Annotated in this window: 24 protein-coding genes; 18 read left to right on the top strand and 6 right to left on the bottom strand. The window is 65.5% G+C overall.

Going from position 1 to position 24421, the window contains the following annotated elements; genetic code table 11:
* Window positions 1–5 precede the first annotated feature (5 nt).
* The 3 genes from AmiPiv_RS08970 to AmiPiv_RS08980 all read left to right on the top strand — a co-directional run bounded on the left by AmiPiv_RS08970 (window position 6) and on the right by AmiPiv_RS08980 (window position 4159).
* Entirely contained in the window at window positions 6–1352 is a 1347-nt protein-coding gene (locus AmiPiv_RS08970; protein WP_340037035.1) for a cbb3-type cytochrome c oxidase subunit I, read from the top strand.
* Between the two features lie 71 nt (window positions 1353–1423).
* Window positions 1424–2251, top strand: a complete 828-nt coding sequence (locus tag AmiPiv_RS08975; protein WP_340037036.1) for a CbbQ/NirQ/NorQ/GpvN family protein — start codon at window positions 1424–1426, stop codon at window positions 2249–2251.
* Between the two features lie 9 nt (window positions 2252–2260).
* Window positions 2261–4159 carry a nitric oxide reductase activation protein NorD gene (locus AmiPiv_RS08980; protein ID WP_340037037.1) on the top strand — a complete coding sequence of 633 codons (1899 nt, stop codon included), beginning with the start codon at window positions 2261–2263 and terminating at the stop codon, window positions 4157–4159.
* 69 nt (window positions 4160–4228) lie between these two features.
* Here AmiPiv_RS08980 and hemN read toward each other — a convergent pair whose 3' ends face one another.
* Window positions 4229–5581: an oxygen-independent coproporphyrinogen III oxidase gene (gene hemN / locus AmiPiv_RS08985; RefSeq protein WP_340037038.1), complete on the bottom strand. Its 1353-nt coding sequence runs from the start codon at window positions 5579–5581 to the stop codon at window positions 4229–4231.
* 210 nt (window positions 5582–5791) lie between these two features.
* On the opposite strand from hemN, the gene AmiPiv_RS08990 reads away from it, so the two are divergent.
* Complete coding sequence (locus AmiPiv_RS08990) at window positions 5792–6076, top strand: DUF2249 domain-containing protein (RefSeq protein WP_340037039.1); 285 nt, start codon at window positions 5792–5794, stop codon at window positions 6074–6076.
* A 20-nt stretch (window positions 6077–6096) separates the two neighbouring features.
* Here AmiPiv_RS08990 and ubiV read toward each other — a convergent pair whose 3' ends face one another.
* From ubiV to ubiT, 3 genes are read right to left on the bottom strand one after another with little or no spacing between them, the layout of a single operon-like run.
* Entirely contained in the window at window positions 6097–6996 is a 900-nt protein-coding gene (gene ubiV / locus AmiPiv_RS08995) for a ubiquinone anaerobic biosynthesis protein UbiV (protein ID WP_340037040.1), read from the bottom strand.
* Window positions 6997–7000: 4 nt separating this feature from the next.
* On the bottom strand, window positions 7001–7981 hold the full coding sequence (ubiU, locus tag AmiPiv_RS09000) for a ubiquinone anaerobic biosynthesis protein UbiU (protein WP_445206935.1): 981 nt from the start codon (window positions 7979–7981) through the stop codon (window positions 7001–7003).
* A gap of 14 nt (window positions 7982–7995) precedes the next feature.
* On the bottom strand, window positions 7996–8505 hold the full coding sequence (gene ubiT / locus AmiPiv_RS09005; RefSeq protein ID WP_340037042.1) for a ubiquinone anaerobic biosynthesis accessory factor UbiT: 510 nt from the start codon (window positions 8503–8505) through the stop codon (window positions 7996–7998).
* A gap of 422 nt (window positions 8506–8927) precedes the next feature.
* Between ubiT and AmiPiv_RS09010 the strand changes: the two genes are divergently transcribed.
* From AmiPiv_RS09010 to nuoG, 14 genes are all read left to right on the top strand, one after another.
* Window positions 8928–9428, top strand: a complete 501-nt coding sequence (locus AmiPiv_RS09010; protein WP_340037043.1) for an NADH-quinone oxidoreductase subunit J family protein — start codon at window positions 8928–8930, stop codon at window positions 9426–9428.
* Window positions 9428–9730 carry an NADH-quinone oxidoreductase subunit NuoK gene (gene nuoK / locus AmiPiv_RS09015; RefSeq protein ID WP_340037044.1) on the top strand — a complete coding sequence of 101 codons (303 nt, stop codon included), beginning with the start codon at window positions 9428–9430 and terminating at the stop codon, window positions 9728–9730. Before AmiPiv_RS09010 ends, nuoK begins: the two co-directional genes overlap by 1 nt.
* A gap of 4 nt (window positions 9731–9734) precedes the next feature.
* Window positions 9735–11195, top strand: a complete 1461-nt coding sequence (locus tag AmiPiv_RS09020; RefSeq protein ID WP_340037045.1) for a monovalent cation/H+ antiporter subunit D family protein — start codon at window positions 9735–9737, stop codon at window positions 11193–11195.
* Window positions 11192–11446 carry a hypothetical protein gene (locus tag AmiPiv_RS09025; protein WP_340037046.1) on the top strand — a complete coding sequence of 85 codons (255 nt, stop codon included), beginning with the start codon at window positions 11192–11194 and terminating at the stop codon, window positions 11444–11446. Before AmiPiv_RS09020 ends, AmiPiv_RS09025 begins: the two co-directional genes overlap by 4 nt.
* Complete coding sequence (locus AmiPiv_RS09030; protein ID WP_340037048.1) at window positions 11439–13199, top strand: Na(+)/H(+) antiporter subunit D; 1761 nt, start codon at window positions 11439–11441, stop codon at window positions 13197–13199. Before AmiPiv_RS09025 ends, AmiPiv_RS09030 begins: the two co-directional genes overlap by 8 nt.
* An 8-nt stretch (window positions 13200–13207) precedes the next feature.
* On the top strand, window positions 13208–14683 hold the full coding sequence (locus AmiPiv_RS09035) for an NADH-quinone oxidoreductase subunit M (protein WP_340037049.1): 1476 nt from the start codon (window positions 13208–13210) through the stop codon (window positions 14681–14683).
* On the top strand, window positions 14680–16119 hold the full coding sequence (locus tag AmiPiv_RS09040; RefSeq protein ID WP_340037050.1) for an NADH-quinone oxidoreductase subunit N: 1440 nt from the start codon (window positions 14680–14682) through the stop codon (window positions 16117–16119). Before AmiPiv_RS09035 ends, AmiPiv_RS09040 begins: the two co-directional genes overlap by 4 nt.
* Window positions 16120–16269: 150 nt before the next feature.
* Window positions 16270–16635 (top strand): NADH-quinone oxidoreductase subunit A, encoded by a 366-nt coding sequence (locus AmiPiv_RS09045; RefSeq protein ID WP_340037051.1) that lies wholly within the window; start codon window positions 16270–16272, stop codon window positions 16633–16635.
* Window positions 16623–17126 (top strand): NuoB/complex I 20 kDa subunit family protein, encoded by a 504-nt coding sequence (locus AmiPiv_RS09050; RefSeq protein ID WP_340037052.1) that lies wholly within the window; start codon window positions 16623–16625, stop codon window positions 17124–17126. Before AmiPiv_RS09045 ends, AmiPiv_RS09050 begins: the two co-directional genes overlap by 13 nt.
* A complete protein-coding gene (locus tag AmiPiv_RS09055) occupies window positions 17123–17659 on the top strand; it encodes an NADH-quinone oxidoreductase subunit C (RefSeq protein ID WP_340037053.1) in 537 nt (178 codons plus the stop codon). The genes AmiPiv_RS09050 and AmiPiv_RS09055 overlap by 4 nt, the downstream gene beginning before the upstream one ends.
* 29 nt (window positions 17660–17688) lie before the next feature.
* Window positions 17689–18903 (top strand): NADH dehydrogenase (quinone) subunit D, encoded by a 1215-nt coding sequence (gene nuoD, locus AmiPiv_RS09060; protein ID WP_340037054.1) that lies wholly within the window; start codon window positions 17689–17691, stop codon window positions 18901–18903.
* A 17-nt stretch (window positions 18904–18920) separates the two neighbouring features.
* Window positions 18921–19418 carry an NADH-quinone oxidoreductase subunit NuoE gene (gene nuoE / locus AmiPiv_RS09065; RefSeq protein WP_340037055.1) on the top strand — a complete coding sequence of 166 codons (498 nt, stop codon included), beginning with the start codon at window positions 18921–18923 and terminating at the stop codon, window positions 19416–19418.
* 4 nt (window positions 19419–19422) lie between these two features.
* Window positions 19423–20688 carry an NADH-quinone oxidoreductase subunit NuoF gene (nuoF, locus tag AmiPiv_RS09070; RefSeq protein WP_340037056.1) on the top strand — a complete coding sequence of 422 codons (1266 nt, stop codon included), beginning with the start codon at window positions 19423–19425 and terminating at the stop codon, window positions 20686–20688.
* 18 nt (window positions 20689–20706) lie between these two features.
* Window positions 20707–23289, top strand: a complete 2583-nt coding sequence (nuoG, locus tag AmiPiv_RS09075) for an NADH-quinone oxidoreductase subunit NuoG (RefSeq protein WP_340037057.1) — start codon at window positions 20707–20709, stop codon at window positions 23287–23289.
* Between the two features lie 67 nt (window positions 23290–23356).
* On the opposite strand, the gene AmiPiv_RS09080 is transcribed toward nuoG, so the two are convergent.
* Window positions 23357–23797, bottom strand: a complete 441-nt coding sequence (locus tag AmiPiv_RS09080; protein WP_340037058.1) for a CBS domain-containing protein — start codon at window positions 23795–23797, stop codon at window positions 23357–23359.
* A gap of 44 nt (window positions 23798–23841) precedes the next feature.
* A complete protein-coding gene (locus AmiPiv_RS09085; RefSeq protein WP_340037310.1) occupies window positions 23842–24411 on the bottom strand; it encodes an NADH-quinone oxidoreductase subunit I in 570 nt (189 codons plus the stop codon).
* Window positions 24412–24421: the final 10 nt, after the last annotated feature.

Genomic DNA, 24421 nt, shown 5'->3' on the forward strand with positions numbered 1-24421 from the left:
GAGACATGAAATACCAAACGCAAAAGGTCGCGATGACCTATTTCTACGGCGCGCTCGTGCTGTTCCTGGCTCAGGTCGCCTTTGGCGTGCTCGCCGGCACCATCTATGTCCTGCCCAACACGCTGTCCGAGCTTCTGCCGTTCAACATCATCCGCATGATCCACACCAACGCGCTGGTGGTGTGGCTGCTGATGGGCTTCATGGGCGCGACCTACTACCTGCTGCCGGAGGAGGCGGAGACGGAACTGTTCAGCCCCAAGCTGGCGATCGTGCAGTTCTGGATGTTCTTCGTCGCGGCGGGCGTCGCCGTGGTCGGCTACCTGTTCAGGATCCACGAGGGCCGCGAGTTCCTCGAGCAGCCCTTCGTCATCAAGGTGGGAATCGTCGTCGTGGTGCTGATGTTCCTTTTCAACATCACCATGACGTCGCTGAAGGGCCGCAAGACCACGGTCACCAACATCCTGCTCTTCGGACTGTGGGCGCTGGCGATCTTCTTCCTGTTCTCCTTCTACAACCCGTCCAACCTCGCGCTCGACAAGATGTACTGGTGGTATGTCATCCACCTCTGGGTCGAAGGCGTGTGGGAGCTGATCATGGCGTCGGTGCTGGCGTTCCTGATGATCAAGCTCAACGGCGTCGACCGCGAGGTGGTCGAGAAGTGGCTCTACATCATCGTCGGACTGGCCCTGTTCTCGGGCATCCTCGGCACCGGCCACCACTACTACTGGATCGGCGCGCCCGGCTACTGGCAGTGGATCGGCTCGCTGTTCTCGACGCTCGAGGTGGCGCCGTTCTTCTCCATGGTGGTCTTCACCTTCCACATGACCTGGAAGGCGGGCCGCAACCATCCCAACAAGGCCGCCCTGCTGTGGTCGATCGGCTGCTCGGTCATGGCCTTCTTCGGCGCCGGCGTCTGGGGCTTCCTGCACACGCTGTCCTCGGTGAACTACTACACCCACGGCACGCAGGTGACGGCCGCCCACGGGCACCTCGCCTTCTTCGGCGCCTATGTGATGCTCAACCTGGCGATGATGGCCTACGCCATTCCCGAGATTAAGGGCCGCGCGCCCTACAACCAGTGGCTCTCCGTCGCGAGCTTCTGGATGATGGTCACGGCCATGTCGGTGATGACCTTTGCGCTGACTTTCGCCGGCGTCGTCCAGGTGCATCTCCAGCGCGTGCTGGGCGAGAGCTACATGGACGTCCAGGATCAGCTCGCGCTGTTCTACTGGGTGCGTCTCGGGTCGGGCGTCGTCGTGGTCGTCTCCGCGCTGCTGTTCATGTGGGCTGTGCTGGTGCCGGGTCGCGAGCGCAGCGAAAAAGCTGCCCGTGTCCTCCACCCAGCCGAGTGATGTTGAACGCATGGCTCCGGAGGCGTCCGAGGCCATGCACCCCCATACCTGCTTCCCGTGGAGTTCCCCCAATGACCGTCGCCTCTGTCACCACCAAGTTGCCTGCTGTCCGCCCAGTTGCCGACAGCCCCGCCTACTACAGCCCGTCGGGCAACGAATGCATCCTGTTCGAGCGCGCCTGGGCGCGACGGCTGCCGCTGCTGCTCAAGGGGCCGACCGGCTGCGGCAAGACCCGCTTTGTCAGCTACATGGCGGCGAAACTCGGCCTGCCGCTTTCCACCGTCTCCTGCCATGACGATCTCGCCGCCGCCGATCTCACTGGGCGCTACCTCCTGATGGGTGGCAACACCGTCTGGGTCGACGGACCTCTCACCCGTGCGGTTCGCGAAGGCGGCATCTGCTACCTCGACGAGATCGTCGAGGCGCGCAAGGACGTCGCCGTGGTACTGCATCCCTTGACCGACGACCGTCGCATCCTGCCGCTCGAGCGTACCGGCGAGCAGTTGGTTGCGCCGGCGAGTTTCATGCTCGTCGTGTCCTACAACCCGGGCTACCAGAACCTGCTCAAAAGCCTGAAGCCGAGCACCCGCCAGCGCTTCGTCGCCATCGAGTTCGATTTCCTGCCCAAGGCCGAGGAGATCGCCGTCGTGTCGACCGAGAGCGGATTGGCCGAGGGGCAGGTCGCGCCGTTGGTCGAACTGGCACGGCGTATCCGGGCCCTCAAGGGCCACGACCTGGAGGAGGGCGCGTCGACCCGACTGCTCGTCTACTGCGCCAGCCTCGTCGACGCCGGCGTACCGATGCGCGAAGCCGTGCTTGCCGCGCTGATCGAGCCGCTGACCGACGAGCCCGACGTCAAGACGGCACTGGTCGAGTTGGCCGACTCCCTGATCCGCTGAGGCGCGGCCATGCTGGATTTCCTTGAGATCGAGGAGACGGTCGGCCGCGCCTGGCACCGCCTTATCGGGCATGTGCAGACCTGGCCGCGCTATCCGGAACATGCAGTGTGCTTGGCCGCCGTGCAGCCGGTGCTGGCGGTCTGCTTCCGCGGTTTCGGCGGCGAAGGGGCGGTCCAGATGACCACCGTGCGGGGCAAGACATCGGGCCATCGCCTCGGCTGGCGCCAGCGCATGGGGCTCGGCGAGGAAAAGCTCGTCCAGCCCGCGCGCGACGGCTCCTCCCTGATGCTGCCTGCTGTGATCGACCTGTTCCCCGACAAGGCACTCAACCGCGACCTCTATGTCTGGCTTGCCGCCTACATGGCGGTCATGCCGCTGGACCCCATCGTGGAAACGGGTCCCTTGCTGCGCGACCTTGCAGCGCTGCGGCGCGCGGAGGCGACGGTGGCCAGCGTGATCGCGAGCTTTCCGGGGCTTGGCCGCCGCTACCGGCGCCTGGCCGGGGCAACGCTTGCCGCGCGCCATCGCGGTCCGTTGCCGTCGGTCGAGGCGCAGGTCGAGGGCAAGCTTGTCAGCCTTCTCAGGCAGGCCGCGGAATTGCCCGACGACGCGCTGCCGGTGATCTTTCCGCACCGCGCCCCAGCGGGCTACCTGCCGATGCTTCCGGTGCCGCTCTGGCCCGATGCCTTGTTCCGCCAGGAAACCGCGCCCCGCCGTGGCGAGGACGAGCCCGTCAGCGGTGGAAAGGACGTCGCCGGCGCCGAAAAGGAGCGCCAGGTCGCGGTCCGCGAGAACCAGGAGACGCGCCAGGACGAGCGCAGCCCCTTCATCCTCAATCGCTTCGAGAAGATCCTGGCAATGGCCGAGATGGTCAACGTCGACCGGCCCTCCGACGACAGCGACGACGATGCCAAGGCTGCCGAGGACCTCGACGACATGACGCTCGGCGAGCGCAAGGGCCGGCCGGCGTCGCGCTTCCGCTTCGATCTCGACCTGCCGCCGGAAGCGCTGGACCGCACGTCGCTGACGGCGGAATGCACATATCCGGAATGGGATTTCCGGTCCGGCGCCTATCTTGCCAATCATTGCCGCGTGCTGGCAGCACCGGCAGCGGAAACCGGGAAGGCCGGCGAGCCGGATCTCGAGACGCGGCGCCTCATGCGGCGCGTCCGACGTCAGTTCGAGGTGCTCAGGCCGCGCCGCGAGATGCTTCGCGCCCAGCTCGACGGCGCTGAGCTCGACCTCGACGCGGTGGTGCGGGCCCGTTGCGATCTCGCCGCGGGCGGCCAGGGCAGCGACCGCATCCACCTGATGAGCCGGCCCCAGGCACACGATCTGGCGGTTACCATCCTCGTCGACGTTTCGCTGTCGACCGACGCCTGGTTCGACAACCGCCGGGTGCTCGACGTCGAGAAGGAGGCTCTGCTGATCCTGGCCAACGGGCTCGCCGCCTGCGGCGACAACCATGCGATCCTGACCTTCACCTCGCGTCGCCGCGACTGGGTGCGCATCGAGACAGTCAAGGCCTTCGACGAGCCGATGGGTGCGACGGTCGAGAGGCGAATCGCGGCGCTCAAGCCGGGCTACTACACCCGCATCGGCGCGGCCATCAGGCACGCTTCGGCGGAGCTGGCAAAGCAGCCCAACCGCAAGAAGCTGCTTCTGGTGCTGACCGACGGCAAGCCCAACGACATCGACCACTATGAGGGCCGCTTCGCGCTCGAAGACAGCCGCCGGGCCGTGATCGAGGCACGGCGCAGCGGCCTTAGCGTGTTCGGCGTGACGGTCGACCGGGAGGCGAAGTCCTACATACCGGCGCTGTTCGGCCAGAACGGCCATGCCGTGGTCGGCGACATATCGAAGCTGCCGGCAGCACTTCCCGCCATCTATCGCAGCCTTGCAGGTTAGGGGAACAAGGCTACGATGGCGGAGGGCCCGGCGCTCCCACGTCGGGCCTTTTCGCTTCCTGATCGGCGGTCAGGCCGCCTTGCTATGCGTCCGAGTCAAATGGTCGATATAGGCGTCGAAGGCGGCGGCCACTGCACGAATGACGAAGCGATGTTCCTGGCTGACGCGCAACACGCCGTCGGCGATGGTGACCACTCCGTCGACTGCCAAGTCCGCCAGCCGGTCGTTGCCGGCGAGCAGTGCCGACGGGTCGACGCCGTGGGCCTTGCAGATCGCGCCGACATCGGCGCTGAAATCGCACATCAGGCGTTCGATGATCTTGGCGCGCAGCCGGTCTTCTTCCGTCAGGCGATAGCCCTTGGCGGTTGCCAGCCGGCGGGAGGCGATGTGCTGGGCGTAGAGACCGGGCGCCACCTCGTTCTGTACGTAGCCGTCCTTCATGCGCCCGATGGCCGAGGCGCCGAAGCCGATCAGCGTCTCGCAATTGTCCGTCGTGTAGCCCTGGAAGTTGCGCCGGAGCCGACCCGCTTCCTGAACCCGCACGAGGCCGTCGCCCGGCAGCGCGAAATGGTCGAGGCCGATCTGCCTGTAGCCTGCGGCGACCAGCGTCCCGGCGATCGCCTCGGCCTGTTCGTTGCGCGCAGCACCATCGGGCAGGGCGGCCTCGTCGATCATGCGCTGGTGCTTCTTGAAGGATGGGATGTGCGCATATCCGAACACCGCGAAACGGTCCGGCAGCATGGCGATGGCCGCGTTGGCCGTGTCGATGCAAGACTGCACTGTCTGGTGCGGCAGGCCGTAGATCAGGTCGAAATTGATGCCGCCGACTCCGGCGCGGCGGAGATTGTCGGTGGCTTCCGCCGTCTGCTTCTCGGTCTGGATGCGGTTGATCGCCTTCTGCACCACGGGATCGAAGCTCTGCACGCCGAGGCTGGCGCGGGTGACGCCCGCCGCGCCCAGTGCCTGCGCCATCTCGGCCGTCAGTCGGCGCGGGTCGATCTCGACGGCAATGCCGGTGCTGTCTGCAAAAGCATAGTGTTCGCGCAGCAGCGCCATGAGCGAGAGGAATTCCGCCGGCTCCATGATGGTCGGCGTGCCGCCGCCGAAATGCACCTCTTCCACGGGCAGGCGATGCGGGATGCGGCCCGCCACCATGCGGATCTCGTCGCGCAGCACGGCGAGATAGTCGAGGATCGGCTGGTCTTGTCTCGTGATCGTGGTGTGGCAGCCGCAATACCAGCACATCGACCGGCAGAACGGGATGTGCAGGTAGAGCGACACCGGGTCGCCGGCGGGCAGCTGGCCGAGCCAGTCGCCATAGGAACCGGCTCCGATGGCTGGCGAAAAGCGTGGGGCCGTCGGATAGCTCGTATAGCGGGGCAGGCGCGCCTCGCCGTACTTCTCCAGGATGGTTGCGGGCATGGCATTTCCAGTTCTGTCGCGTTTGCCTGGCCACGGTTCTAGCCCCGAGGCCGTCCGGCCTCTTTGCGAAATGCCAAGGAGGTGCCGTTTCCCGCATTTGTTTGCGTTTCGGCAATCTCGCTGCACACGCGCCGCCCTAGGGTCCCCGCTTCCGGGGGAGGGCGGCCGCTTCTCCCGGCTTCCCTTTTCGGGCCGAAGGAAAGAAGAGACATGGCAACTGCCGAAGCTGCGACCATCCCCGTTCTCGATGTCAGGACCATTCCGCGGATGGAGCGTCATCCGAGGATATTCGCCACGGTCGATTCGCTGGCACCCGGCGCCGCCTTCGTTATAGCCAGCGACCACGATCCACGTCCGCTGCATTACCAGCTCGAAATGGCGTTCCCCGGCCAGCTCACCTGGGAGTACCTGGAACAGGGGCCGGAGGTCTGGCGCGTCGAGGTCGGCCGCAAGGACGGTTCGGGTTGCGACTGCTGCTGCGGCAGCGGCCACTGACGAGGTGACGGCTGGTCGCCTCAACGCAAGGCGACCAGCTGAACTCCGGGTTTGCTGTGGAAGAAGCCGTCCACCATCTTGCCGGGCAGTTCGAGGCAGGACAGCAGGAAGCGCGCTCCATCGGCGTCTTCGTTGCCGTCGATCAGGTCACGATAGACCTTCGCTACCGCGACCATGTCGCAGCTCTGCGGCGACAGCCTCAGCCGCCTGATACCGAGTGCTGCGAGCTTGTCCGGGCTAGGGCAGGCGGCCTGCACCTGGTTGGACAGCGTCTGCACCCCGTTGATGGCCAGGAATTCCTGGTCCTCGGCGGTGTCCACCGCCAGCCCGTCGAGATCCTTCTCGCAGGTGAAGCGGCACGCATCCTTGTGCAGGCCGTGCAGCCGCGCGTGGTAGCAGCGCCCCGACAGCGCCAGCGGCAGGCGCCCGAATGCGAAGACCTCGAACTCCGCTTCCGGGCAGGCGCGCGCAAGGCTGCCGATACTGGCCAGCGACAGTTCCACCGGCGGACAGATCGTCAGGGCGCCCTGGCCGATGAGGTAACGTGCCGTCCCTTCGTTGTAGACGTTGATGAAGGGACCGGCGATGAAGGATTGGCCGCGCCGGCTCGGCAGGGCCGTCAGGTCGTTGATCTCGACCATGCGGGTGTCATGGCAGAATTCCCTGACGACCTTGCATTCGCGCACGTTTGCCGGAGCAGCGAGCGTGGACAGGACCACCTCCTTGCCGCCGCGTTCCAGCCGCTCGATGACATCCGGCCAGATCGGATCGGAGAACGGCAGCCGCTTGCCGCAAACGACCTCGCCGACGTGGACCCGGTCGACGGGAGCCTCGTCGGCGATGCGCCTATAGAAATCTTTAAGGCGCTCGGCGGGCCAATGGTAAAACACCGGTCCCAGGGTCAGTTTCGTCGGCCACATTCGTCTATCTCCACGTTTTCCGGTAAGCGCCTGCCGTCTGCCTGCCGCCTTCCGACATGCCGGCCAGGATGCGGTCGATCTCGATGGCGTCGCCGCCGGTCTCCACCGCGTCGACCGCGCGGCGGAAAGCGCCCACGACCTCCGTGACATAACCCTTGCCGCGCTGGCGTCCTTCGATCTTCAGCGCCGTCACGCCTGCCGATTTCAAGCCGGCCAGCATGCTGCCGGCATTCAGGCTGACCGGGTCCTCGAACAGGTAGGAGGTCTTGTCGCCTGCCTTGAAGCGGCCCTTGCAGAGTGTCGGGTAGCCGGCCGGTTCGCCGGGCGCATAGCGGTCGATGGCAAAGCCCGCGAGCCGGGCGGTGGTGCCGTTGCCGTCCTCGACATAGTTCACCCACTCCGGCGGCGAGCAGACGCCGTTGAGATTGGGCGATTTGCCGGTGGCATAGGACGAGAGGTAGCAGCGGCCCTCGACCATCACGCAGAGGCCACCGAAGACGAAGGCTTCGGTTTCCACGTCGATCTGCCGGTTGAGCGCAGCTATCTCCTGCACCGAAAGCACGCGCGGCAGCACCACGCGACGCACGCCGAAGGCCTTGGCGTAGAAGCCGATCGCTTCCGGCGTCGCCGCGGCGGCCTGCACGGACAGGTGCAGCCGGACCTCGTGGTTGCGTGCCACATGGTCGAGCACGGCGATGTCTGCGGCGATGATGGCGTCGGCGCCGCTGGCGACCGCGTCATCGACCGCCTTGCGCCAGAGATCAACTCGGTCGACCTGCGCGAAGGTGTTGATCGCGACCAGCACCTTCTTGCCATGCGCGTGAGCGAAGCGCGCGCCCTCGGCGAGCTCCTCGGTCGAGAAGTTCAGGCCCGGAAAATTGCGCGCATTCGTCTCGTTGCGGAAACCGCAATAGATGGAATCCGCGCCAGCGAGTACGGCCGCCCTCAGCGTTGCCGGCGTGCCGGCAGGGCAGACGAGTTCCATGCGTCCGGGGTCGCTCATACTTCCGCCCTCGACCGGACGGCGGTTCGTTCGGCCAGATGGCGCGCCGCGCTCAGCCCGCCGAGCACGCCTGCATCGGCCAGTCGCGCCAGGGTGCCGCGCAGCCCAAGCAGGTCGGATGGGCGCAGTTCGGCGTCCTCGATGGCATTGCGCAGGGCGACCACGGCTTCGGTGCGGCCGCTGACCGAGATCACCCGATGGAAGAACAGGGCATCGCCGTCGAGCGTGCCGTCCAGCAAGCCGAGCAGCATCAGGATCGGACCCTTGATGGTGACGTCGGCCGTTGCGGGATCGTCCCTGCCAACGACCCGGACGGACGCCATTGCACCGTCCGGCACGACGATGAACGAGAAGGCCAGGTCGTTGGGACCGATGCGGTAGCTCGCCCCGCGGTGCCCGCCGAGCCGGTCGAACAACTGCGGCCGCCGCCGGGCCAGCGAACGCAGCGATAGCGTCAGTATCGGTCCGAGCGGCCGGCCCATGAAGCTTGGGAATAGGCGCCGCACGAACGTCGGCAATTCTCCTTCGGCGACCAAGTCCGGCGCTCCGTTCCTATTTCAAATCATTCACTGCAGCATAGGTGCGTGCCTGGACGGCATGTTTGACCAAGGTCAAACAGAAGCGCGAAAGCCGCGAGGCCGGCTCGCGAGTCTCGCAGCCTCATGGCGCGTTGCGATCATCCGAAGCATCGAGGCCGAAAGTCTGGATGGCGTCCGAGAAGAGGATGCTCGTCTCGGAGAAGGTATGGCTCGACGCGTAGGCTTCGACCAGGCAGCCCGCCGAACCGGCGCTGACGCAGCGTTCGCCCCGACAATCTTGAGAAACATCCAAGATTAGGGCACAATTCACGTACGCATCGGAAGTGCGCAACTGTCTCATATGCGGCCGGCCGACACCGAGTGACGGCTCGCGTGGAGGGGCGGCGTCGATGGTTCAGGGGCTGTATCTTCTGTTCGGCGCGGCGTCCGTGGTCACGGCCCTTATCCTGGTCCTGGCGCGGAACCCGGTCCACAGCGCCTTGGCGCTGATGGCGTGCTTCCTGCAAGTCTCTGCCATCTTCGTCCTGCTTGAGGCGCCGCTTCTCGCCGTCATCCAGATCTTCGTCTATGTCGGCGCGATCATGGTCCTGTTCATCTTCGTGATCATGATGGTCGACGTGCGCGAGGCGGTGCTGCAGCGCTTCCTGCCGGGCAGCAATCTTCCGGCGCTGGTGCTGCTCGTCCTTCTGGGCACCGAGATGCTGGTCCTGGTGCTCTGGAGCGGCGCCTTCTCGGTCACGCCGCCACCCGCCGGGGGCGAGGGCATCGGGCTCAGGCAACTCGGCACGACCCTTTTTGCCGAGTATCTGCTGCCGTTCGAGGTCACCTCCGTCATCCTGCTCGCCGCCCTGGTGGGCGCCATCGTATTGGCGCAGAAGGAGCCACGCTGATGGTGCCGCTCTGGTGGAGCATCGTGCTCGGCGTTGCCCTGTTCGTCATCGGGGCGGGGGGCGTGCTGCTGAGGCGCAACATCCTCGTCGTGCTGATGTCGCTCGAGCTTCTGCTCAACTCGGTCAACATCAATTTCATCGCCTTCGGGCATTATTACGCCGACAGCCGCGGACAGATCTTCGCGATCTTCGTCATCGCGATCACCGCGGCCGAAGTCGCCGTCGCCCTTGGCATTTTGGTCGCCCTCGTGAGGAACAAGTCCACGCTGAGGGCCGACGATGTGACGTTGCTGAAGGGGTAGCGGCTTGGACCCGGTGACATCGATCCGGCCATTGCTTGCCGTCGCTGTCGCGGGCCTCGCCGCCCTTGCCGTGCTCTTCCTGAAGAACCGCGAACGCTATCGTGACGCGGTCTCGCCGGTGGCGGCGGTGGTCATGTTTGCGATCGTCGCCTCCATGGCCCCCGCGGTGTTGGCGGGCCGGACGGTCGATCTGAAGCTGTTCGAGATCCTGCCGGGGGTCGATTTCGCCTTCCGGGTCGATGCGCTCGGCATGGTGTTCGCCACCGTTTCGTCGCTGCTGTGGATCGCGGCGTCGATCTATTCGATCGGCTACATGCGGGCCCTGAACGAGCACGCCCAGACCCGGTTCTACGCCTGCTTCGCCACCAGCCTGGCGGCGGCCGTCGGCGGCGCCTTCGCCGCCAATCTGTTTACGCTGGTGATCTTCTACGAGGCGCTCAGCCTCGTCACCTATCCACTCGTCTACCATCACGAGGACGAGGAGGCCTGGACCGGCAGCCGCAAGTATCTCGTCTACCTGATGGGAGCGTCGAAGAGCGTGCTTCTCGCCGCGCTCGCTCTGACCTACAGCATTGCCGGATCGCTCGACTTCACGCCGGGGGGACTGCTGGCGGGAACGGGTGCCTCGGCGCCGCTGCTGACGGCCGTCTACTTCTGCTATCTCTTCGGCTTTGCCAAGTCGGCGGTCATGCCGATGCACGCCTGGCTGCCCGCCGCCATGGTGGCGCCAACGCCCGTCAGTGCGCTGTTGCATGCAGTTGCCGTGGTCAAGATGGGCGTGTTCTGCGTGCTCAGGGTGATCTTCGATGTCTTCGGCACCGGGCTGGTCGCCGCCCTGGGGCTCGGCGTGGCCACCGCTTACCTCGTCTCGTTCACGATCCTGACGGCGTCGATCTACGCGCTGACCCGAGACGACCTCAAGGCGCGGCTCGCCTATTCGACGGTCAGCCAGCTCTCCTACATCGTGCTCGGCGCGGTTCTCTTGTCGCCGGTCGCGATGGTAGGCGGGATCATCCACATCGCCGTGCATGCCTTCTCCAAGATCACGCTCTTTTTTTGCGCCGGGTCGATCTACTGCGCATCCGGCAAGCGCAACATCAGCGACATGGCTGGCATCGGCCGCAGGCTGCCCTGGACGATGGGTGCCTTCTTCGTCGGCTCGCTCAGCATGATCGGAATACCGCCCACGGGGGGCTTCGTCAGCAAGTGGTACCTGGCGCTGGGCTCGGTGGAGGCGGGCGAGGTCGCGTTCCTGGTCGTGCTGCTGGTGAGTTCTGTCCTGAACGCCGCCTATTTCCTGCCGGTCAGCTATGTCGCCTTTTTCGGAGCAGAGCCGGACAATGCCGCGCCGGTCCGCGAGATTCCGATGATCGCCATCCCGCTGGTGGCGACCGCCATCCTGTCGGTGGCCGTGGGCCTGTTCCCCGGCTACTTCATCGCTCTCGCCGAAAGGGTGGTCGGATGATCAGGTACATCGTCGATTTCTTTGGCGACGAGGCATATGCCGTCCGCCGCCGCCGGCTGTTCTACCTGGCCCTTGCCGCGATCGTCATCGCCGACTTCCTGGTTTTTCGCGAACACGCCGAATACCTCTGGGACCGCTTGCCGGGCTGGTCGGCCGTCTACGGCTTCGGCTCCTGCGTGCTGCTGATCTTCGTCTCGAAATTCCTCGGCCATCGATGCGGTCTGATGCGGCGCGAGGACTATTATGACTGACTTCGTCCATCCCGCTGCCTTGTTCATCCTCGGCGCCGTGCCGATCCCCTTCCTGCCGCCGACCATCCGCAAGGCCTATCTGGTGGCGATCCCGGCACTGGCGATCGTCGCCGTGCTCGCCATGCAGCCGGGCGACTACGGTGCGGCGCGGTTCATCGGCCAGGACATCCTGGTGGCCAGGGTCGACAGGCTGAGCATCGTCTTTGCCACCGTCTTCACGATCATGGCGCTGATCGGCACGGTCTATGCGCTTCACGTCACGCGCCCCGGCCAGCACGTGGCTGCATTCGTCTATGTCGGCAGCGCTCTTGGCGTGGTCTTCGCCGGCGACTACCTGACCCTCTACGTGTTCTGGGAGGCGATGGCGGTCGCCTCCGCCTATCTGGTCTTCGCCCAGGGCGGCGGGCCTGCGATCCGCGCCGGGTTTCGCTATCTGATGGTCCACATCACCGGCGGCGTCGTACTGCTCGGCGGCATCGTTCTCCAGGGGATTGGCACCGGCTCGCTGCTGTTCGGTCCGATCGAAGGGCAGATGGGCGCTGCCGCCCTTTTGATCCTCGCCAGTTTCATGCTCAACGCGGCGGTGCCGCCGCTCAATGCCTGGCTGACCGACGCCTACCCGGAGGCGACGGTGACCGGGGCGGTGTTCATGAGCGCCTTCACGACGAAGACCGCGGTCTATGTGCTGGCGCGCGCGTTTCCCGGAACCGAGCTGCTGGTCTGGTTCGGCATCGCGATGGCGCTCTACGGCGTCATCTACGCCGTGCTCGAGAACGACTGCCGGCGGCTGCTCGCCTATCACATCGTCAGCCAGGTGGGCTACATGGTGGCGGGCGTCGGGATCGGTACCGAAATGGCGATCAATGGCGCCGCCAGCCACGCCTTCGCCCACATCCTCTACAAGGCGCTCCTGTTCATGGGCGCGGGGGCCGTGATCTACGTCACCGGGCGGCGCAAGCTCACCGAATTGGGCGGCCTCTACAAGTCGATGCCGATCACCGTTGCGCTCTACATGATCGGCGCATTTGCGATCTCGGCATTCCCGTTCTTTTCGGGCTTCGTCACCAAGTCCATGGTGGTGGCTGCCGCCGGGCAGGACCAGCGTGCGCTGGTGGTGCTGGCGCTGACGATGGCGTCGTCGGGGACGTTCCTGCACACCGGGCTCAAGCTTCCCTACTACATGTTCTTCGGCACGGACCGCGGGCTTGAGGCGCGCGAGCCGCCCCGCAACATGCTCATCGCGATGGCGATGGCGGCCGCGCTCTGCATCGCGATAGGCGTGTATCCTCAGCCGCTCTACGCGCTGCTGCCCTATCCGGTCGACTTCGAGCCCTATACCGGCGTCCACATCACCGAGAGCCTGGGCCTGCTGTTGTTCACCGCGTTGGGCTTTGTGATCTTCCTCAAGGCTCTCGACCCCGAGGCCACGATCAGCATCGACACGGACTGGTTCTACCGCAAGGGCGCACGGTCTTTCATGTGGTTCGCTGAGAAGCCGGTGGCGGCCTGGGAGAGGGCGGTGAGCAACGTCTCCGAGACCGTTGTTCTGCCGTTGATGCATGGGATGGCGCGTATCGGCCTGCGCATCGACCTCAATGGCGTCGACGGCATCGTGAACGGCGTTGCCCGCTCGATCCTGCGCGGTGGAGGCACGCTGCGGCGCCTCCAGACCGGCGTCGTCAACCACTACGCCCTGGCCATGATCGCCGGACTGATCGGCGCCACCGCCGTCTTCGCCGTCGTGTGGCAATAGGGGGGGCGATGGCGCTGCCGCTGCTCAGCCTCATCGTGTTCACGCCGGTGGTGGGGGCGGCGGTTCTGGCGTTCATGCGCAACGACCAGACGGTGCGGTGGACCGCACTTGGCTTTACGGTGCTCGATTTCGCCTTGGCCGTGGCCATGCTGACCGGCTTTGACACGACCACCCCCGCAATGCAGTTCACCGAGGCACGCCCCTGGGTGCCCGCGCTCGGCATCACCTACGCGCTCGGCGTCGACGGGATCAGCGCGCTCTTCGTGTTCCTCACCGCGCTGCTGGGCTGGATCTGCGTGCTCGCCTCGTGGACCGCGATCGACAGCAAGGTCAAGGAGTTCATGATCAGCCTGCTGGTCATGCAGTCGCTGATGCTGGGGGTGTTCTGCGCGCTCGACCTGTTCCTGTTCTACGTCTTCTGGGAGGCCATGCTGATCCCGATGTATGTCATCATCGGCGTCTGGGGCGGGGAGGGCAGGGTCTACGCGGCCTTCAAGTTCTTTCTCTACACGCTGGCCGGCAGCCTGCTGTTCCTCGTCGGCGTCATCGTGCTCTATTTCCAGGGCGGCCAGACCTTCGACATCGTCGCACTGAGCACCCAGACCATACCGTTCTCGGTCCAGTCCTGGCTATTCCTCGCGTTCCTGGTTGCCTTCGCCGTCAAGGTGCCGATGGTTCCGGTCCATACCTGGCTGCCAGACGCCCATGTGCAGGCGCCCACCGCGGGCAGCATCATCCTCGCCGCCGTATTGCTGAAGATGGGCGCCTACGGCTTCCTGCGGTTCTCGTTGCCGATGCTGCCGGAGGCCTCGGTGTATTACGCGACGCCGATGCTGATGCTGTCGGCGCTGGCGATCGTCTATGGCGGGCTGCTCGCCCTGGCGCAGGACGATTTGAAGAAGCTGGTCGCCTATTCCAGCATCAGCCACATGGGGTTCGTGACGCTGGGCATCTTCACGCTGAACCTGCGCGGGCTCGAGGGCGCCCTGCTGCAGATGTTCAATCACGGGGTGACGACTGGCGCGCTGTTCCTGTTCGTCGGCCTGATCTACGAGCGCACGCACTCGCGCAGCATCGCCGCCTATGGCGGGTTGATGAAGCTGGCACCGGTCTACACGTCGTTTCTCGCGCTGTTCGTCCTGTCGTCGATGGCGTTGCCGGGCACCAATTCGTTCGTCGGTGAGTTGCTGGTGCTGTCGGGCGGGTTTGCGGCCAATGCCGCCATCGCTGCCGCGGCAGTCCTCGGCGCGCTGCTGGGTGCGGCCTACCTGCTCGGGATGTACCGGAAGGTAGCACTGGGCCCGGTTCGGCTGGCTGCGGGTTCGAAGGTTCGCGACGTGAACGCCCGTGAACTGGTGGCGATCGTGCCGCTGGCCGTGCTCGTGTTCTGGGTCGGGCTCTACCCGAAGCCTTTTCTGTCGATCATCGATGCATCGGTGAAACATCTGCTCGTGCGGGTGCACGGCGGGGGGAGTGGCCCATGACCGCCTCGCTGCTGCTCCAGTCGGCGCTTGCGAGCCTGCCCGAGATCGTGGTGGTCGTCGGGGCCTGCGCCCTGCTGATTTTGGGGCAGCTGCTGCCGAAGGGGCAGGGGCATCTCTTGGTCTGGGGGTCCGTCGCGATCGTGCTGGCGGCTGCCCTGGCGACGCTTCTACTCGCCGGCGAGGTGCGGCCGGCCTATTCGGGCATGTTCATCTCCGACCGCTTTGCGGTCTTCTTCAAGGGCGTGTTCTACCTAGCCACCGTGCTTACGTTCCTCCTGTCGCGAAAATATGCCGAGATCGAAGGGATCGAGAGCAGCGAATATTACGTGCTCCTGCTGTTCGCGCTTTCCGGCATGATGATCATGGCCTCGGCGACGGACCTGCTGTCGATCTATGTGGGCCTCGAACTGATGGCGCTGTGCACCTACGTGCTGACCGGCTTCCTGCGAAGGGATCGGCGCTCGAACGAGGCGGCGCTGAAATATGTGATCCTCGGCGGGGCAGCGACGGGGATATTCCTCTACGGCGTCTCGCTGGTCTACGGCCTCACCGGAACGACCAGCCTGGACGGGATGGCCACCGCCGTGGCCAACAACGCGGGCGATCCCGGATTGCTGCTGGCGGTGGTCTTCATCGTTGCCGGACTGGCCTTCAAGGTCGGCGCGGTGCCGTTTCACATGTGGGTGCCGGACGTCTACGAGGGCGCGCCGACGACGGTCACGGCCTTCATGTCGGTGGCTCCGAAGGCGGCCGGCTTCGCGGTGATCCTGCGCGTTTTCCTCAATCCGCTGGTCGCTGCCTCGAACGCGTGGATCGTCATTGCGGTCATCGCGGTGGTAACGATGGCGCTCGGCAGCTTCGTGGCGCTGGTCCAAGACAACTTCAAGCGCCTGCTCGCCTATTCCAGCATCGCCCATGCGGGCTTCGCCATGTTCGGCGTCGTGGCCGGCGGGGCGGACGGCATCGCCAGCGTCATGCTCTACCTGCTGATCTATGCGTTCATGAACCTGGGCATCTTCGCCACGGTCATCCTGATGCGGAACGGCGATTTCTCGGGCGAGGCGATCGACGACTACGGGGGCCTCGCCAAGTCGCATCCGGGGCTCGCACTGCTGATGCTGCTCTATCTCTTCTCGCTGGCCGGCATTCCTCCGACGGCGGGGTTCTTCGCCAAGTTCTACGTTCTGGTGGCGCTGGTCGAGCGGGGGTTCGTCGCGCTGGCGGTGGTGGCCGTGCTGCTGAGCGCGATTGCCGCCTATTTCTACATCCGCATCGTCATGGTGATCTACATGCGTGAGCCTGGGGAGCAAACCTATCCGGCACTGACGCCTTCGGTCCGCGCCACGCTCGCCCTCACCGCCGCCGGAACGATCGGCATAGGACTGTTTCCGGCGTGGTTTCTGAAGCTTGCCCAAGACTCCGTGTTCGGCGGCTGACCGATTGAGTTTGCAATGCCTAACCCAACCGAATATCTTCGAAGATGGACGAAAGGAAAGCCCAAGTCGCTTCCTTAGGCCAGCCTGGCCGGCCCTGAGGGGGCAGCCGTTCCATGCGGGAGCCGTCGGCGCCGACTTGGACAACGCATCATGGCTGGAATGGAATTCCTGCCGGTTCTTTTCATGACCGCCGGAATTGTCCTGGTGGCAGCGGCGACGCTGTTCGTTTCCTCCCTGCTGCGTCCTGCCAATCCCTATCCTGCCAAGAACATGCCCTATGAATGCGGCATGGATCCCGCGGGCGAAGCCGCCGGCGGCAATTTCAGGGTTCAGTTCTTCGTCCTCGCCATTCTGCTCGTGGTCTTCGACGTGGAGACGATGTTCCTCTTCCCCTGGGCGGTCGTGCTGAAGGAGATCGGCCTCGTCGGCTACATCGAGATGTTCGTCTTCGTGCTGCTGCTGCTCGTGGGGTTCGCCTACGCCTGGATGAAGGGAGCCCTGGAATGGGAGAGGTAGGCGGCACCATTCGGGACAGCGTGCTGTTCACGACGGCCGACAGCCTGATCAGTTGGGGCCGCAGGTCGGCGCTGTGGCCGGAGACTTTCGGCATCGCCTGCTGCGCCATCGAGATGATCTCGGCCGGTTGCGCCCGCTATGACCTGGATCGCTTTGGCGTCGTCTTCAGGCCGTCGCCGCGCCAGTCCGACGTCATGATCATCGCCGGCACCGTGACGCGGAAGTTCGCGCCGGTCGTACGACGGCTTTACGACCAGATGCCCGAGCCGCGCTGGGTCATCGCGATGGGCACCTGCGCGATCTCGGGCGGGGTCTACAACACCTATGCCGTGGTGCAGGGGGCGGAGACGTTCGTGCCGGTGGACGTGCATGTGCCCGGCTGCCCGCCGCGGCCCGAGGCACTGATGCACGGCTTCCTGCTGCTTCAGGAGAAAATCAAGAATTCCAGGGCGTTGGCCGGGACGCCCCTGGAGCGGGTCGTTGCGTCATGAGCGAGGAGACGCCCCTCATCTGCGCGCTGGTTGCGGAACGCTTCGGCGGAGCGATCGAGGATCGCGGCTTCGCGCATGGCATCCAGGTCCTGGCCGCCCCGCCGGAAACGATCGTCGAGCTTTGCCGGTTCCTGAAGGAAAATCCGGCCCTTCGCTTCGATTTCCTGTCCGACATTTGCGGGGTGGATCATTACCCCGAAAGGCCGCGCTACGAGGCCGTCTACCATCTCTATTCGCTGCCCAACAAATGGCGCGTCCGCATCAAGTGCCGCCTCGGCGACCCGCCGCGCGTCGCTTCGGTGACGGGGGTCTGGCGCACCGCCAACTGGCATGAGCGCGAGGCCTGGGACATGTACGGGATCGTCTTCGAAGGCCACCCCGACCTGCGCCGGATCTACATGTGGGAAGGTTTCGAGGGCTTCCCGCAGCGCAAGGATTTCCCGCTAAGGGGCTACAGGGACAAGCTCAATCCCTTTGGTGCCGAAGGTCCGCCGCCGACCCAGCCGGACCTCTCCACCAGGGACATACCCTAAGGGAGTTGCCTGAACGACGGTGCCTTGAGATGACCGAAGTCACGGAACTGAGCAGGCCGGAAGGCGAAGCCACCGCCCTCAAGGAGGTGCTCCTCAACCTCGGCCCGCAGCATCCCAGCACGCATGGCGTGTTGCGGCTCGTGCTGGAGCTGGAGGGCGAGTATGTCGCGCGCGTCGACCCGCATATCGGCTACCTGCACCGCGGCACCGAAAAGCTGGCCGAGAGCTTCACCTACACCCAGATCTTTCCGCTGACCGACCGGCTCGACTACGTCTGCCCGCCTTCGAACAATCTGGCTTTCGCGCTTGCTGTGGAGAAGCTGCTGGGCATCGAGGCGCCGATCCGCGCCCAGTATATCCGCGTGCTGATGGCCGAGCTGGCGCGGATTTCCGGCCACCTCCTGATCACCGGCGCGCTACCCATGGACCTGGGTGCCATGACCGCGCTGCTCTACGCCATGCGCGAGCGCGAAATGGTCATGGACCTCCTGGAAATGATCAGCGGTGCCAGGATGCACACCTCCTTCTGCCGGGTCGGCGGTGTACGCGAAGACCTGCCCGCCGAGTTCTTCCCGAAGATCAGGGAGTTCTGCGACATCTTCCCGAACCGGATCCGCGATTATGAGCGGCTGCTCGAGGACAACCGGGTATTCCTCAAGCGCACGCAGGGGGTCGGTGTGATCTCTGCCGAAGATGGCATCGATCTCGGCCTGAGCGGACCGAACCTGCGCGCCTCGGGTGTCGACTGGGACATCCGCCGCGACGAGCCCTACGAGGTCTACGATCGCCTCGAGTTCAAGGTCGTCACGCGCGACGAAGGCGACTGCTACGCCCGATGGCAGTGCCGGGTGGACGAGATGCGCGAGAGCATCCGGATCATCGAACAGTGCCTCGAACAGATGCCCGAGGGGCCGTTCCAGATCGACATGCCCACCGTCGCGTTCCCGGTGAACAAGGACAGGGTGCACTGCTCGATGGAGGCGCTGATCCAGCATTTCGACCTGGCCGCCTATGGCTTCAAGGTGCCGAAGGGCGAGGTCTATTCGGCGATCGAGGCGCCGAAGGGCGAACTCGGCTTCTACATCGTCAGCGACGGGTCGGAAAAGCCGTTCCGGATGAAGGTCAGGGCGCCGTCCTTCGTCAACCTCCAGGGCCTCTTCGGGGTCAGCAATGCGCGCTACCTGGCAGACATGATCGCGGTCCTGGGCAGCCTCGACCCGGTCATGGCCGAGGTGGACAAGTAGCAAGGGAGCCGGCCGCGATGGGCATGCGTGAAAGGATCGAGGCAGCGGCGGAGCGCTATCCCGACCGCCGGTCGGCGATCATGCCCGCGCTGCTGATCGCACAGAAGGAGCATGGCCATTTGCCCGGCCCGGTGCTGGAAGAGGTGGCCGATGTCCTCGGCGTCGAGCGGATCTGGGTCTACGAGCTGGCGACCTTCTACACCCTCTTCCACACCGAGCCGGTGGGGATGTTTCATCTGCAGCTGTGCGACAACGTCTCCTGCATGCTGCGCGGAGCGGAGGCTCTCCTGGTCCACATGGAGGCGGTGCTGGGGATCGGCAAGGGCGATACGACGTCCGACGGCCTGTTCACCTTGTCGACGGTCGAATGCCTCGGCGCCTGCGAGATGGCTCCGGTGATGCAGGTCGGCGACGACTATCACGGCGAGCTGGACATCGCTCGGCTGGACGCCCTTCTGGACAGACTGCGGGCGGCGGGGGCCGAGGTGCCTGCTGCCGTCATGACGGGAGCGTAGTGCCGTGTTCGAGCAGGTGCTTCTCAAAAACATGGACGTGCCGGACGGCCATCTGATCTCGGCCTACGAGGCCGGCGGCGGCTACCGGGCGCTGGCCAAGGCGCTTCGCAAGCACACGCCCGACGAGGTCATCGAACTGGTCAAGAACTCCAACCTGCGCGGTCGCGGCGGAGCCGGCTTCCCGACGGGATTGAAATGGAGCTTCGTGCCGAAGCAGACGAGCAAACCCAAATATCTGTGCTGCAACGCCGACGAGGGCGAGCCGGGCACCTTCAAGGATCGCATCATCATGGAGCGCGATCCCCACCAGCTGATCGAGGGGATGGCGATCAGCGCCTACGCGATCGGCGCCGAAACCGCCTATGTCTACGTGCGCGGCGAATATGTGCTGGCGATCCGGCGGCTGGAGCAGGCGATCGCCGAAGCCCATGCCAAGGGCTATCTGGGAAAGCGCATCCTGGGGTCGGACTTCAATTTCGCCGTGCACGTCCATTGCGGCGCCGGCGCCTATATCTGCGGCGAAGAGACCGCCATGCTCGACTCGCTCGAAGGCAAGCGCGCCCAGCCGCGCCTCAAGCCGCCGTTTCCCGCGGTCGCGGGGCTCTATGCCAGCCCGACGGTGATCAACAACGTCGAGACCCTGGTCTGCGTGCCGCACATCGTGAACCGCGGCGCCGACTGGTTCCGCGGCATCGGCCCGGACAAGAGCCCCGGCCCGAAGCTCTATTGCCTGAGCGGACAGGTGCGCAAGCCGGGCCTCTACGAGCTGCCGATGGGCATAGCTTTGCGCGAATTGGTCGCTGACCACGCCGGCGGGCCGTTGCCGGGACGCAGGATCAAGGCGGTGATCCCGGGCGGGGTGTCGGCCTCTGTCATCCCCGAGAGCGGACTGGACGTCGGCATGGACTTCGATTCCCTGGCCGCCGTGGGCTCCATGCTGGGCTCGGCCGGCGTGATCGTGATCGACGACACGACCTGCATGGTGAAGGTCGCCACCCGCATCATCGAGTTCTTCCACCATGAATCCTGCGGCAAGTGCACCCCGTGCCGCGAGGGGCTGAACTGGGTCGTCAAGGTGCTGCGCCGGATCGAGGCGGGGCAGGGCGTGCCGGGCGACATCGAGCAGTTGCAGGCGCTCTGCAAGGGCATTTTCGGCAACACCTTCTGCGCCTTGGGCGATGGCGCGGCGATGGGCCTGCGCGCGGCGCTGGCGCATTTCGAGCATGAGTTCGCCGCCCATATCGACGAGCGGAGATGTCCCTTCCATTGAGAAGGCCGCGAGGAAGCGATGGCACGCGTCACGATCGACGAGCATGAGCTCGAAGTGGAGGCCGGCTCCACTATACTGCAGGCGGCCCAGGCGCTGGGCATCGAGGTTCCGACCTTCTGCTATCTGAAGCGGCTGCCGCCGCTGGCTTCCTGCCGCATGTGTCTGGTGGAGATCGCCGGGCAGAGGCGGCTTCAGCCGGCCTGCGCCACGGCCGTGACCGACGGCATGGTGGTGCGGACGAACACGCCGCTGATCGCCGAGACGCGCTCCTCGATGCTGGACATGCTGCTTGCCAACCATCCGCTCGACTGCCCGGTCTGCGACAAGGGCGGCGAGTGCGAGCTCCAGGACATGGTGATGGCCTATGGGCCGCGCCGAAGCGGCTTCACCGATCCCAAGCGCGTGTTCCATTCGCACGACATCCGCCTCAGCCCCGTCATCATCATGAACGTCAACCGCTGCATCCAGTGCCAGCGCTGCGTACGCATGTGCGAGGAGGTGGTCGGCGCGGTCGCCCTGGGCACGGTCGAGAAGGGCATGGATACCGCGGTCACCGGCTTCGAGGGCAGCCTCGCCAGTTGCGACCAGTGCGGCAATTGCGTCGAGGTCTGCCCCGTTGGCGCGCTGATGAGCTTCCCCTATCGCTACAAGGCGCGGCCCTGGGATCTGGTCGAGACGGACACGGTCTGTCCTCATTGCGGCACCGGCTGCCAGCTTACCGTCGGTTCCCGCAAGGGCGAGTTCATGCGGGTCCGCTCCAAGTGGGAACACGGGGTCAATCGCGAAACGCTTTGCGCGCGCGGCCGCTTCGGCCTCGACTTCGTGGCCAGCCGGGACCGCATCAGGTCGCCGATGATCCGCAGAAATGGCGCGCTGGTGCCCGTCTCCTGGGACGAGGCCGGCGCCTACCTTCGCCGGCGCCTCGCGGAGGTCGGGGACATGGGCGCGGGCGGGCTGGTTTCGCCGCGCCTGCCCAACGAGGTGCTCTACCAGTTCCAGAAGCTCATGCGCACAGTGTTCCACACCAACAGCATCGATTGCTCCTCGCGCTGGTCGACGGCTTTCGACATGCTCGGCCCGCTGGCCCGCTTCTACACCCGTGCCCCGCTGGAGGAAGTGATCGGCAACGACCGGGTGCTCGTCGTGGGCGGCAACGTGACGGAGGAAAACCCGGTCACCGAGTATCTGCTGCGGGACAGTGCGCGGCGGCGACGCGTCCAACTGGTGATGCTGTCGGCACGGCCGTCACGCCTGGACGCCGATGCCCGTGCGGTCCTTCGGGTGCGGCCGGGCGCCGAGGCGGCCGCCCTTGCCGCGGTGGTGGCCGAGTTGACGGTCGCCGCGGGCCAAGCCGTGCCAGACAAGGCACTTCAGGACCACGTAACCAATGGCGGCGCGACCGCCGGCGATGATGGACCGCAGCGCCTTGCCGCGGCCCTTCTGGACGGCAGGAGCGCGACAGTCCTCGTCAGCGTCGACCTGCTGCGCTCGCCGGAACAGCGCGCGACGCTGCAGCAGCTGGATCGCCTCCTGCAACTCCTTCAGGCCCTCGGCAAGGATCCGGCCATGCAGTTCCTCTTCGACCGTGCCAACCAGCTGGGCGCCTGGGACATGGGCGCCCTGCCGACAGCTCTGCCTGGATGGCGTGCGATCGAGGACGGTTCGGCGCGTGCAGGCTTCGAACAGGCATGGGGCGCGGAGCTCCCGGCGGCGCCGGGGGCGGATTTCGGCGCCATGCTGGATCTCTGCGAACAGGGTCGGATAGGCGCGCTCTACATCGTCGGAAGCGATCCGCTGGCGTCCTTTCCCGACCGCGGTTTCGTGCACCGGGCGCTCGGCGCTGCCAGCCTTCTGATCGTGCAGGACGCATATCTGACGGAGACGTCTGCCCTCGCCGACGTCGTGTTGCCCGCCTCGGGCTATGGTGAGGAGTCCGGGACCTTCACCAACAATGAAGGCCGGGTCCAGAAGGTGTCCAAGTTCCGCGAGCCTCCCTTCGAGGCGCGAAGCAACCTGGCGATATTCGATTTTGTCGCCGCACTTCGCGACGAGGTCCTGCACCCGTCGGTGCAGGACGAGATCGTCGACGAGATCGCCAGGCTCGTTCCCGGCTACCAGGGATTGACGCGGGAAGCGCTGGGCCCGGATGGCGCGTTCACCGGGGCAGTCCCGGTTCCGCTGGAAGCTGGCGGCTTCGCTCCGGTGCCCGCTGCCAGGGCCTACGATGGGCTCGCGCTGGTCACCGGCAACGGCCTGTTCCACAACGGCTATCTTTCCGAACGCTCGGATATACTGAACACGATTGCCGATCAGCCATATGCGGAAATGAGTCCGCTGGACGCCGCGCGGCTCGGCTTGGCCGAAGGCGATCCCGTGGTGGTGCGGTCGGCCCGGGGCGAACTGTCGGCCAAGCTCAAGCTCAACCGGCATTTCCCCGAGGGGCTGGTCTTCGTGCCGGAAAACTACGGCGCGTTGCGCCTCAACGCTCTGATGAGATGGGGCGAATATCCGTGCCCGGTCGAAGTCGAGCTGGCGCATCCTGCAATCGCTGTCGCCACCGCGACCGCATCCGGGACGCAACCGTTGGAACTGGGCGGTTGATTCCGGACGAACTCAGGCGCGAATTCGACCGACACTTCAGGCGCCGCAACGCCGGCGCGGATGCGTATCAATGATAGCCGGTGCCGGCGATGTAGTCGTGCAGCGCCTGCTCGTTGCGCAGGGATTCGTCGAGCCGGTGCTTGACCACGTCGCCGATGCTGACGACGCCGACGACAGTCTTGCCGTCGAGGACCAGCACATGACGCGTCCGCCGCTTGGTCATGATCGCCATCACCAGGGGGAGGCCGTCACGTGTCGAACAGGTCGCCACACGGCGGTTCATGACGTCGGTCACCGCCATCGTCGGCGCGGCGGCTCCATATTCGGCCACCGCATTGCAGCAGTCCCGCTCGGAGAGGGTGCCGAGATATTCCCCGGGAGAGCGGTTGACGACCACGAAGCCTATGTTGCTGTCGCGGAACAGCCGCAGCACCTCCACGATCGTCATTTCCGGGGCAACCGAAATGACCCCGGGAGCCTTTGTCTTCAATATCTCGCAGATCAACATCTGAACCTCCCGTCTGTGGCTCCGGCTTGGCAGCTTGGACGCCTTCACCTCCGTCGGATATTGCGCCACCAGTTGTAGCCCTGGTGCTCGCTGGCCTCGACGCGCACATCCTGCTCGACCGTCCGGAGCTGCGCCGCGACCACGGCGCCGCCTGTCGCCGCCTTGCCTGGCTTTGCGAGCAGATCGTCACGCCCAACCACCAGGTCGCGCGAGGAAAAGCTCGAGAATTCATATTGCTGGCCGAGCGCGATCGCGTCCGCCGGGCAGGCGTCCTCGCACAGCCCGCAGAACAGGCAGCGGCTCATGTCGATCTCGAATTTCGCGGGGCGCCGGTTGCCCTTCTCATCCTCGTAGGGAACGACTTCGATGCAATAGCAGGGGCAGATCCGCGCGCAGAGTTCGCAGGCCACGCACTTGATTTCGCCCTCGTCGTCGCGTTTCAGGAAGTGATGCCCGCGATAACGCGGGTAGGGCAGCCACTTCTCCTTGTCCGGATACTGCATGGTCACGGATCGGGAGAACATGTAGCTGAGCGTCAGGGCCAGCGCTTTGCCGAGATCGGCGAAGTACGCCCAGCCGATCCATCTTCCGCCTCTGTCTACCACACGCGACATCGCCGTCCCG

Origin of the sequence: Aminobacter sp. Piv2-1, from assembly GCF_037625995.1 — a bacterium.
GTDB lineage: Bacteria > Pseudomonadota > Alphaproteobacteria > Rhizobiales > Rhizobiaceae > Aminobacter.